Genomic DNA, 10,969 nt, shown 5'->3' on the forward strand with positions numbered 1-10,969 from the left:
GGTTGCCCTGGTAGGGGCCGTGGTCCACCCGGCCCTGCTCGCTGCCCTGGGGCACATAGTACTTGCTGGGCAGGTGGTCGATGTGGACCTTGCCCCGGATACCGTACTGGCAGGAGTGGTTCACCACCACGTCTTGGATGATCTTGATGCCCTTCGCGTGTGCCGCATCGATGAGGTCCTGATAGCTCGCGTCTGGGGATTCCAGCCGCGGGTCGATGCGCGTCCAGTCGTAGGGATGGTAGCCGTGGTAGTCGAGCCCGGAACGGTTTTCCACCGGCGGCGTGATCCAGATGGCGGTGAATCCTAAGTCCCGGATGTAATCCAGGCGCTGGATCAGGCCCTTGAAGTCGCCGCGCCAGTGGGGGTCGACGGCGTCGCCCGCGGCATCGAAGCGGATGCGGTCGCGGCAGAAGAAGTTGTTGGATGGGTCGCCGTCATTGAAGCGCGCCGTCAGCAGAAAGTAGATGGTCTCTTCCCGAAAGTCCGCGCGCTCGGCGAGAGGGCGCGGCTTAGCGCTGACGATGGCCGGCGCCGGCGCCGGGGGCGGTGAGGGCGGGCTGGCAAGCTGGTCCGCTGTCTGGTCGGGCGGCGAATCGCCGGCCGCCGGCGGCTTGTCCCGCCAATGGGTGTCGAAGCTGAACCAACCGTCGCGCTCCCGTGCGAAGTCCGCGCTCTGGCGCCCGTGGCCGTCGTTGAACAGCAGGTGCACCCGCCGGGTGTCGCGGAAGGTGAAGACGTACCAGTCCGGATCGGTCCGCTCCGGCGCCATGGGCAGTCCGGGCCACTCGGTGCCGTCGCCGGCGGGCTGCCGCTCCCAGTAGTGGATCAGCACCGGCTCGGCCCAGTCGGCGGGCTTGCGAAAGTGGACGGTGATCTCGGGCATGCGGCGCTCCAGTGGGTCCTGCTGTGCTTGGACATCATTGTGCAGCAGCAGGCGGGCGCCGAGGCTGCGCCAACCCCCATCTGGATCAATCGCAGCGCGAATCGTCGCTGCTCAGACGCCGGACGCGTCCCAGTTGCGAAACGCCAAGAGCCAGGATGATAGCCCCGGATTCGTTGGCCCGCGGGCGCGCAGCAGTTCGGCGAGATCGATGAGCAGCGAGCGAAAAGCCTGCATCGCGGCAGTACGCTCGGTGTGCGGCAGTGCAGTCGGCTCCAACAAGCTCTCCGCAGCCAGCGAGCCGGCGCCGGCCCACCAGGCGTTGCCAGCGAGTTGACGCCAAGCGGCGGTGGGATTCGTGTCGAAGGTGGCAAGGAGCTCCGCCACCTCACCCGCTCGCGTGTGTTGAATATCGCGCAGCAGGGCCGCGAGCCTTGTCAGGAGGTCCTGTGCGTGCCGTTGATCGGCGGCCTCATCCCGCCTTGGCCTCGCGCGTTCTCTGGGTCGTCGCCGCTGCATGGTTGCCCAGGACGCTCAGCCGTGGCGCGCGAAGGCATCAAGGACGGCCGCGTCGATCGCTCCCTGCTGGCGCTCGATATCCGCCACCAGCGCCAGCTGCCGGCGGGCTTTGTGCAGATTCTCGCCGCGGTAACGCACGCGGAAATAGCGGTCCCCCTGTAGGTGGTCCGTCAGGAAGCGGATACCGAGCTCCAGCGGGATGAGCCGGACGGCCGGTGTCATAAGCTGCAGCTCGTCTGCGCTCAAGAGCCCGCTTGAGGCCTCGGCGTAGCCGGCAAGGATCGCGCCGCAGAGCTCCACATCGAAGCGGGCGCCCGCACCGGTATCGCCGGCCTCGCCGCCGCGGTTGCAGCAGGAGCGCAGGCAGTCGCCGATGTCGTGGTGCAGGAGTCCCGGCTGTACGGTGTCGAGATCGATGAGGCAGAGGGCGCGGCACCCGGTTGGGTCGAAGAGCAGGTTGTCGAGCTTCGGGTCGCCGTGGATCAGCCGCCGGCTTGTGCGGCCGCGGGCGAGCGCATGCTCGAGCACGGGAACAGCCTCCCGGCGGGCGTTGATAAAGCGCATCGCATCGGCCACATCGGCATGGCTGTCTGTCTCCGCGGCAGCCGCGTCCAGGGCCGCCAGATACTTCGGCGTGTGATGAAAGCCGGGCAGGGTGACGGCCATCACATCCGTGTCCAGCAGTGCGCCCAGGCGATGGAAGCGCCCGAGCGTGCGGCCCACCTCCGTTGCCTGCGCGACACTGTCCAGCCGCTGGAGAGTGCGGCTCGGCTCGATACACTCCATGAGCCGCCAGCATGTACCGTCGGCATCGCGAACGTAGGGCAGCCCATCTTCGGCGTAAGCCAGGGTCGGCAGGCGCACGCCGAGATCGGGGTGGTCCGCCGCCGCTTCACCCAGGCGGGCAAGATTGGCCATGATGCGCTCGGGTGCCGGGAACACTCCCGGGTTGATGCCCTGGAGCACGAATGCACCCGCAGCCCCGTCCAGCCGGTAGGTTCGGTTGATGAGTCCGGCGCCCAGCGGAGCTATCGCTACCGACGTCGTCGCGTCGCCGAGAAAGCGGCGGATCACTTCCAACGGCGGTTGTGCGGGGGGTGCTCGGCGGACGGGGTCTTCTGGCTCCGACATGTCGTGTTTCTACCAGCGGCCGTTGCAGACGGCAACCGCGCCACCGTTCATGCGCAGCGCTTGTCGGTGCGCGTCCCAAGCGCCGCTCTTCCCTGTCAGCGTTGCCGACGCGCTCCGCCGGCTACCGCGGCAGCCCCCGTATGCGGTCTCGTTCAGGGGCGTTTTCCGTGATTGGCAAAGTTCGGTAAGCTCTTGTGCCTGTCCGGGGGAAACGCCACCGGTTTCGGGCGCGCAAAGGGTCCGTCGGTGGGCCTCGCGAACGCCGCAGGGCGCTTCGTCCATGCTCCAAGGCACCCCATCAAGCGAAGCCGGTCCAATGATCAGAGCTCACTCTCAGCGCTTACTGCAGCCGTACTCAGGACAAGTGCAAATCGCTGAATCCGATCAGGCGCGGGCACTGTCGATGGACGGTGATTTGTGGGAGTTTCAGTTCATCTATGCAAACGCCCGCGGCGGGCAGGGTAGCAACAGCCGTCAACGGGGCCGCTTCACCAGGGCCGCTCACATCAGGCATTGTGACCTCGCACGGGTGATCGAGAACCCCACCACGGAGGAGGGCGAAGTCGATCCGCGCATCCTCGAGCTGGCGCGCTTTCTGCTCGGCGTCCGTCTGCCGTTTGCAGCCGCCGACCGGTATGAATATTGGCTGCTGGATCCGAAAGACGATTCACCTCTGGCCTTGATCTTCTCTTGTGTCGACGCATCGGAGATGGCGTCGTTTCCAAAACTCACCGACTGGACGGCGCTGCCCGCGGCGGTGATGCCGATCGAGACGAGCGAGGTTGAGCGCAGCAGATCCTACGGACCTGTGAACTACAGGCTGGAGCGCTGCGTCGCGGAGCGCGCGGGCGCTAAGCCCAGGGCCACATGGTTCACCCGCAGGTATAATGAGGGTGAGGCGTTTCCGCCATTCCTCGTACGGGAGGATTGGGAGAGTGAAGAACAGCAGGATCTGTGTCAGCGCTATCTGCATCGCCAAGCCCCGCGGCTCTTGATGCTGCACGGCGTGAGCTTGGAAGATCGGCGGAGAATGGAATTGGCGGCGAAGGCGAATGCGCTCGACGTGGCACGATTCTATCCGCTCTATCCGGAGATCGCCGACACCGACGTCATGGATAAAATTCGAATCGAAGCGCGGCTCCGGATGGCAGCGGGGGAGACCGCGTACGCAATGGGGCGCCGCGATGGCGTCCTCTACCAATGATGCCGTCACCTCCTGCGCGTGATCCGGCGGCGTTTCGGCTGGGCGCTGCGAGCCTCTGGCGCAGCTTGTCCGGTACGAGAGGAAGGTCCGAGGAAGGCCGGCGCCAGCGTGACGGAACGGTCCGACCCGCCCGCCGTCGCCCCCTCTAGAAACACGTCCGCTGTTTGGCGCTTGCGACGCGGCGCAACAAGCACAAGCTTCCTGAATCTCCCTCGCAGGTACGGAATCTGCTGCTGCAGCAGCTGGTTACGGCTTCCCCCTTGTCGGCGTCCGGGATCATTAGCAGCTGTTATGGCGTCCGAAAATGTTTGAGTCGCGGGGCGCCTCTTACAGCGCTTATACTCCGCCGTCGTCGCCGGGATGCGCCTGAAGTCAGTCTGTCGATCGTCCTGTGGACCATTTCCCAGTGGGCTATTTCCCAGTGGAGGCCTAGGATAATCGGTCGTTTGGCATCGCCTCCCAGCATCGCCAGTGGAGCTGCCGCGGCGGCGGTTGGCACCACTTAAACCTTTGAGGCAATTCGGCTCACCATTGTCAGTGGGGTCACCATCCAATGATCACAAGTAACCCTTTTGCGGCTCTGGCCGCAAGCTCGCCGCTTGAGCCCGGCGTCATGCAAGCGTATGTCGTGCTGATGGTCCTTCTCGTCATCGGCGGCACGCTGCTCGACGTCGTGCACAAGAAGAGCGGGAAGTACTTCTTCGAGAAAGGCCAGTCGCTCAAGAAGATCGCCAAGCGAGAGGTCAGCGGTGGGGAGAAGCTCGGCCTGGCTGTCAGCACCTTGACGAACGAGGTTCTGACCTCGAGCGAGTTCGAGAATCCCGATCGGCGGATCTCCCACCTCTTCACCATGTACGGATTCATCTTCTTTGTGGTGACCACGGCACTGCTGATCTTCGGCCTACCAGCCGCCGAGGGCCAGGGCTTCGCCCTGTCGGCGCTGCTTTGGCACTTGGGTGCGCTCTCCATCTGCATCGGCGGTTACTGGTTCTGGTTCAAGATCCGCGCCGATGTGCGCTCCGAGGGTAACGAGTGGCACAACGTCCATCAGTCGGATCTGTTCATCGTATCCCTGCTGCTGATGGCGACCTTCGCGCTCGTTTGGTCGTTCTTTCAGGCGATTACGGGCTCGACCTCAGTGCTGAGTGTGGTTGCATTCGTCGTGTTCATCGCCTCGGCCACCACGTTGTTCAGTACGATCCTCTGGTCTAAGTTCGCGCACATGTTCTTCAAGCCCGCGGCGGCCTTCCAGAAAAAGGTAGCCGTGGCGGACGGCTCGCGCGACAAGCTGCCCGAGATCCCTGACCTCTCAAGCGCCGAGTGCAAGGAACGTTACCCGGACATCCCCGAGTACATGGGCGACAACCCGCCCAATATGGGGCTTGGCATCAAGCGCGAAGCGCCGAGCCACTACTGACCCAGCGTCGCTGACTGAAGTCACGAAGAGGACACCCAATATGCCAACTTTCGTCTACATGACTCGCTGTGACGGTTGCGGCCAGTGTGTTGACATCTGCCCCTCGGATATCATGCACATCGATCCGAAGGTGCGCCGCGCTTACAACATTGAGCCCAACATGTGCTGGGAGTGCTACTCCTGCGTCAAGGCTTGCCCGCACAACGCCATTGATGTGCGCGGCTATGCCGATTTCGCGCCGCTCGGACACTCGGTGCGCGTGCGCCGTGATGAGGAGAAGGGCGTCATCGCTTGGCGGATTATCTTCCGTAATGGCGAAAAGGACATGAACCTGCTCGCGCCAATCACGACCAAGCCCTGGGGAAAGCATATTCCGCAACTTGCGGACGCGCCACCTCCGAGCCAGGACATGCGCGACAGCCAGTATCTGTACAACGAGCCGAAATACATTCGCTTCGATGATGGCGGTCTGCACACGCTCGACGCCGCCGGGCTCAAACTCAAAACAGGGGTGTACGAATAATGGGCTACAAGACAATCGTTGAGGACGGCATCGACGTCCTGGTGTGCGGTGCAGGCCTGGGCGGCACTGGTGCGGCGTTCGAGGCCCGCTATTGGGGCAAGGATAAGAAGATCGTCGTCGCGGAGAAGGCCAACATCGATCGCTCCGGCGCGGTGGCACAGGGGCTCTATGCCATCAACTGCTACATGGGCACCCGCTTCGGTGAGAACAATCCGGAAGACCACGTGCGGTACGCACGCATCGATCTTATGGGCCTTGTGCGGGAGGACCTCCTGTTCGACATGGCCCGTCACGTGGATTCGACCGTGCACCAGTTCGAAGAGTGGGGTCTGCCCTTGATGCGCAACCCGAAAACGGGCGCGTATCAGCGTGAGGGGCGCTGGCAGATCATGATCCACGGCGAGTCCTACAAGCCCATCGTCGCGGAGGCCGCGAAGAAGTCCGCCGACCAGGTCTTCAATCGCGTCTGCATCACCCACCTGCTGATGGACGAAGCAAAGGACAACCGTGTCGCTGGCGCTGTCGGCTTCAATGTGCGTACGGGCAACTATCACGTCTTCAAGTCCAAGACCGTCGTCGTGGCTGCCGGTGGTGCATCGAACATCTTCAAGCCGCGCTCGGTGGGCGAAGGCGCCGGTCGCGTTTGGTACGCACCGTGGTCGTCCGGGTCCGCCTACGGCCTGCTGATCGGGGCGGGCGCGAAGATGACGCAGATGGAGAACCGCATCGTTCTCGCGCGCTTCAAAGACGGATACGGGCCGGTCGGCGCGTACTTCCTGCACCTCAAGACGTACACCCAGAACGGCCTCGGCGAAGAGTACGAATCCAAGTGGTTCCCGGCTCTGGAGGAAATGGTCGGGAAGCGTTACCTGGATGTGGAGGCGTCTCACCGCACGCATCGGCCGATTCCGACCTGCCTGCGCAACCACGCCCTGATCAACGAGGTGAACGCCGGTCGCGGGCCCATCCACATGGTAACCATGGAGGCCTTCCAGGATCCCCACCTCGAAGAGATCGGCTGGCACAACTTCCTGGGTATGACAGTCGGTCAGGCCGTGCTGTGGGCGGCGACGGACGTGGACCCGAAATACGAGAACCCGGAGCTGACCACCTCCGAGCCCTACGTCATGGGCTCTCACGCCACGGGTTGCGGCGCCTGGTGCTCGGGCCCGGAGGACGTGTCACCGCCGGACTATTTCTGGGGCTACAACCGCATGACCACGGTCGAAGGTCTCTTCGGCGCGGGTGATGCGGTGGGCGGCACGCCGCACGCATTCTCCTCCGGCTCCTTCACGGAAGGTCGGCTTGCGGCCAAGGCGGCCTGCAAGTACATCGATGACGGCAAGGCCGAAGGGATTCGCGTCTCTGATGCGCAGATCGAGCGGCGCAAGGAAGAGATCTACAAGCCGATGGAGCACTACAAGATCTATCGCAACGAGATCACCGCGGGCTCGGTCAACCCGAACTACATCAACCCGCGTCAGGGCCTGGATCGCCTGCAGAAGCTGATGGACGAGTACTGCGGCGGCGTGACGGTCAACTACATGACCAACGAGAAGCTGCTGCACATCGGCCTGAAAAAGCTCAAGCTCCTGGAAGAGGATCTCGACAAGCTCGCCGCAGAGAACATCCATGAGCTGTTGCGCGCATGGGAGCTGAAGCATCGGCACCTGACGTCCGAAGCCGTCATGCACCACACACTGTTCCGCAAGGAGACCCGCTGGCCGGGTTACTACTACCGCGGTGATGCGATGAAGGTGGACGACGACAACTGGCACGTGCTGACGGTGTCCCGCCGCGATCCTGAGACCGGCGAGTACACCATGGAGAAGGCGCCTTGCTACCATTTGGTGGAAGACAAGGTGGAAGCCGAGGCCGCGTAAGGGGGCTCTGTTGTGCGGTAGGCCCGGGGAGACCTGGGCCTACCGCCAGGTCCTCGGCGGATTATGTGCGGGGCGAGACGCCCCGCGATTCACAGTAGCTCGAAAGCCACTGAAAATGGCCGCAGCGGGGGGCGCGTCTCCTGCTCTGGTCCGATTTTGGGTCAGGCAATACCAGTAGATCGGTAGCTTCCAAGATGCATCTCGGGAGCGACCTTAAGCATCGACGCCTCGCGCGCTGGTTTCGTCGCCACAAGCCCGCCGGCTGAAGCTGGCGTCTGCCAAAAGAAGATCCAGCACTCAACAGTGGCGATGTCATATGAATATCAACGATAAGTCAGACGAAGAAATTCTCGAGATCGCGCACCCGATGTGGGACGAGCTGATCCAGTATTCCAACAAGGGTCAGTACGGCAAGTTTATTAGAAAGTTTTCGTACGAGCTGCTGCTCGGGCTGAATGAGGTCGAGCTCGGTAAGCAGTTTGCTCACAGCGCGTTGTCGCGCAACCTCGTGGAAGAACGCGACTTTCTGGGCCTCATCAGACGCGGCGAGCATGTGACTGTCCTTTACCGCGTGCGTAGCAAGAACATGGAAGGCGAGTGGCTCGGGCGCATGGTGCTCGGCTACGAGAAGGGGGAAGTGCGGATTTTCGCAGCATCAATCTTCTAGCGTCATGACAGAGACTATCCAACAGAACAAGTACGTCGAGCTGAAGTATCAAGTGATCGACGTAAAGACCGGGCAGGTATTGACGGGTGTCGATTTTCCGTTGGGCTATGTCCATGGGGTCAACGACGTTCTGTCGTCCCAGGTCATGGCGGAGCTGGAGGGTAGGGCGGCTGGCGAAACGATTTCCGTGGAGCTGGATTGCCAGAAGTTGTTCGGACCGCGAGACGAGTCTCTGGTCATTACTGATCTCATCGAGAATGTGCCAGAAGAGTACCGGGAAGTCGGCACCAGCATCGTCATGGAAAACGAGCAGGGCAACCGGAAGACCTTCCTGGTCACGCGGGTTGATGAGGACACCTTGACCATTGATGGCAACAACCCACTATGCGGTCGGCAGGTGGTGTTCGAGCTCGAAGTGCTGACCGTCCGAGACGCCACCGAGGCAGAGATGGCAGCCGGTGGCAAGGTCGAGGCGCGGCCGGAGCTGTCGGGCGTCACGCCGGTTCCGTTTTGAGGCGTTGCGCAAGCAGACGGGCGTCAAGGCCTCCGGTAACGGGAGCACACAATGCAGCTCAACCTTGATCCAATGCGCTTCGAAGAGCAACAGGCCCTGTTGGTGAGGGAGTTGGTACAGAGCATCCGGGTCAAGCTGCAGGAAGCGGGCCTGACTGGGGCCAAGCTGGAGGAGCTCACGGCGAGCATCGCCTTCAGCGTTGCCAGCACGATTGATGATACCGCCGCCATTGAAGTCGACGGTGCCGAGGTTCATCCATATTTGACCTTTCGCACGTCAGACGACGCCTTGACCCATGGCGGTGAGAATTCTTACACCCACGAGTTCGTCTACGAGGTGTTGCAGAAGATGCACGAAACATGAGCCGAAGGACCGCGCGCACCCGGCAGCCAGCACCTCCTCCGAGGCGGCACTGCGTGTCGGTTGGAGCGATTCGGCGCTTCGGCGCTGTCGGCGTATTCGTGTAGAAATTCGGTGTTCGCGTGGGGTGGTCCGCTGCTGCAGCGGCGCGCCCCGTTCATTCTAAGCCAGCGAGTCTGGAGAAGGTGATCCATGAGCCAGCAACCCAAGAGCCGCCCGAAAGTGCCCGAGGGGAAGACACGTTTCCTCAAGACCAAGCAGATGGAGCCCAACGAGAAGGGCTTCGTCGGGTATCAAACCATCTGGGATAACTTTCAAAAAGAGGCGGAGTACAAGGCGCCGAAGCAGCCCTGACGCCTCACGCTCGACGTGCTTTCGGGGTCGTTCGGTCGTATAGCAGAACGGCGCCGAGGGAATTTCAGGCGGCAGGGCCGGCCTCGGGTTGGCTGCCGCCCTGCCGCTCTTCAGCAGTGGCATCGCGAACCGACAGGATGGTCACCTGGTAGATGACCTCTCGGCCACACAACGGGTTGTTGCCGTCGAAGGTGATGTTGTCCCCTTCGATCTTGGTCACAAGAAAGCTTTTCATCTGCCCGAGATTGTTTTCCATCAGGATCTGGCTGCCGACCTGGCGGTACTCGCGCGGCACCACGGCGACCTTCTCCGTGATGACGAGTGACTCGTCTCTGGGTCCATAAAGCTCATTGCAGTCCACGAGCAGATCGACGCGTTCACCTTGTCTCTTGCCTTCCAGCTCTTGTGTGATCATTGGTGCCAGTATTTCGTTGACCCCGTGAACATAGTTGAGCGGACGTGTGATTTCGGTGAGGACGTCGCCAGTCTTGCTGTCGCGCACCAGGTAGGTGAGCTCCACATACTTGCCCTCCTTGATGATGTCTGTGCTGCTGTCGGTCATGAAGGTCTCCGGCGGTACAAAGTCGTGGTGTGTTGATGAGGACGCTTGGGGTACGAAGGGTCGACGACAGGTCGCGTAGGGTCAAGTCCCGGGTGTGGCAGGACGTCGGGGCCCGCGCGGCAAACGCGAATAGAACGGCGCTTCCCTAATCCGCAGCAGGTAACCACAGGTGTCGACACATCCCCTCGTTATCGAAATCGACGCCATCTCCGATCTGGCATTGGAAGTGACGCAGGCGGTGCTCGCGCGCAGCGACGAAGCGCAGGCCGTCATGGAGGAAGACGCTGGCCCCATCGCGCTGGCGCGGGCGTTGTCGGACTTCTTTCAGATTGCTGGAGCCCTGGAATCCGGCGCTGCCCGGTTGGAGCAGGAGGAGCTCGATGAGTTTTGCGCGTACGGGCTCGATCTGCTCGACCGTCTCGCCTTTCTCGTGCGCAAGGTCGAGATCATGGACAAGCGCGAGTCCGTTGCGCGCATGTTCGCCTCTATGGGGGTGTGGGTCGCCCGGCGTGGTGCTGTCATCGACAACCTGGAGGGCACTGCCGATGGCTTCGGCACGATTGTGAACGCGACGAGCGGCGCTGCTGAACTGCGTGGCCTGTGTGCGCTCATGGAAGAAGTCGTCGACGCGGCATCGGTCCGGCTGCAATTGGACGAGGAGCGTAGCGATGCTTGGCGCCCCTGGCGCGTGATCAACCTCAATGCTGGTATCGCCGCGACGCGATCGCTGGACCCGCAGCTCATGGAGCAAACGTTCGAGAAGATGGGCCGTCGGCTGCCCTATGACATGCCTGGCTTCCTGGCCGATGGCATGCGCCAGGCGGCGTTCCAAAACGTACCAGACGCAGTGACGGACGTGCTTCGCAGGCACATGGCCAAATGGCCGGGCAATGCGCCGCACTAAGGAGATGCTGATTTATTGGGCTTCCTGCCCAAAAATCAGACGGAGCCGGGC

General features: G+C 62.5%; 13 protein-coding genes. 9 read left to right on the forward strand and 4 right to left on the reverse strand.

Annotated features, from left to right (window positions below; genetic code table 11):
- The 3 genes from I6U14_RS08910 to I6U14_RS08920 form a co-directional block, all read right to left on the reverse strand.
- The coding region (locus tag I6U14_RS08910; protein ID WP_296898583.1) for an alpha-amylase family glycosyl hydrolase at window positions 1-883 on the reverse strand (883 nt) is incomplete at its 3' end.
- A 111-nt stretch (window positions 884-994) separates the two neighbouring features.
- Window positions 995-1,267 carry a hypothetical protein gene (locus I6U14_RS08915; RefSeq protein ID WP_296898585.1) on the reverse strand — a complete coding sequence of 91 codons (273 nt, stop codon included), beginning with the start codon at window positions 1,265-1,267 and terminating at the stop codon, window positions 995-997.
- 147 nt (window positions 1,268-1,414) lie between these two features.
- Complete coding sequence (locus tag I6U14_RS08920) at window positions 1,415-2,530, reverse strand: aminoglycoside phosphotransferase family protein (protein ID WP_296898587.1); 1,116 nt, start codon at window positions 2,528-2,530, stop codon at window positions 1,415-1,417.
- A gap of 364 nt (window positions 2,531-2,894) precedes the next feature.
- On the opposite strand from I6U14_RS08920, the gene I6U14_RS08925 reads away from it, so the two are divergent.
- The 8 genes from I6U14_RS08925 (at window position 2,895) to I6U14_RS08960 (ending at window position 9,452) form a co-directional block, all read left to right on the forward strand.
- A complete protein-coding gene (locus I6U14_RS08925; protein ID WP_296898589.1) occupies window positions 2,895-3,734 on the forward strand; it encodes a hypothetical protein in 840 nt (279 codons plus the stop codon).
- 553 nt (window positions 3,735-4,287) lie between these two features.
- Complete coding sequence (locus I6U14_RS08930; protein ID WP_296898590.1) at window positions 4,288-5,151, forward strand: adenylyl-sulfate reductase; 864 nt, start codon at window positions 4,288-4,290, stop codon at window positions 5,149-5,151.
- Window positions 5,152-5,191: 40 nt separating this feature from the next.
- Window positions 5,192-5,674 (forward strand): adenylyl-sulfate reductase subunit beta, encoded by a 483-nt coding sequence (gene aprB, locus I6U14_RS08935; protein WP_296898592.1) that lies wholly within the window; start codon window positions 5,192-5,194, stop codon window positions 5,672-5,674.
- A complete protein-coding gene (aprA, locus tag I6U14_RS08940; protein ID WP_296898593.1) occupies window positions 5,674-7,557 on the forward strand; it encodes an adenylyl-sulfate reductase subunit alpha in 1,884 nt (627 codons plus the stop codon). Before aprB ends, aprA begins: the two co-directional genes overlap by 1 nt.
- Window positions 7,558-7,873: 316 nt before the next feature.
- A complete protein-coding gene (locus tag I6U14_RS08945) occupies window positions 7,874-8,224 on the forward strand; it encodes a hypothetical protein (RefSeq protein ID WP_296898595.1) in 351 nt (116 codons plus the stop codon).
- Between the two features lie 4 nt (window positions 8,225-8,228).
- On the forward strand, window positions 8,229-8,738 hold the full coding sequence (locus tag I6U14_RS08950; protein ID WP_296898596.1) for a peptidylprolyl isomerase: 510 nt from the start codon (window positions 8,229-8,231) through the stop codon (window positions 8,736-8,738).
- Window positions 8,739-8,789: 51 nt separating this feature from the next.
- On the forward strand, window positions 8,790-9,101 hold the full coding sequence (locus I6U14_RS08955) for a hypothetical protein (RefSeq protein ID WP_296898598.1): 312 nt from the start codon (window positions 8,790-8,792) through the stop codon (window positions 9,099-9,101).
- A gap of 189 nt (window positions 9,102-9,290) precedes the next feature.
- Window positions 9,291-9,452: a hypothetical protein gene (locus tag I6U14_RS08960; protein WP_296898599.1), complete on the forward strand. Its 162-nt coding sequence runs from the start codon at window positions 9,291-9,293 to the stop codon at window positions 9,450-9,452.
- 64 nt (window positions 9,453-9,516) lie between these two features.
- Here I6U14_RS08960 and I6U14_RS08965 read toward each other — a convergent pair whose 3' ends face one another.
- The gene (locus I6U14_RS08965; RefSeq protein ID WP_296898601.1) at window positions 9,517-10,014 is read right to left on the reverse strand and encodes a peptidylprolyl isomerase; all 498 of its coding nucleotides are present in this window, start codon (window positions 10,012-10,014) and stop codon (window positions 9,517-9,519) included.
- Between the two features lie 169 nt (window positions 10,015-10,183).
- On the opposite strand from I6U14_RS08965, the gene I6U14_RS08970 reads away from it, so the two are divergent.
- A complete protein-coding gene (locus tag I6U14_RS08970) occupies window positions 10,184-10,918 on the forward strand; it encodes a hypothetical protein (RefSeq protein ID WP_296898602.1) in 735 nt (244 codons plus the stop codon).
- The last annotated feature ends 51 nt before the right edge of the window (window positions 10,919-10,969 follow it).

This window comes from Thiohalocapsa sp. (assembly GCF_019695415.1).
Classification (GTDB): Bacteria; Pseudomonadota; Gammaproteobacteria; order Chromatiales; family Chromatiaceae; genus Thiohalocapsa.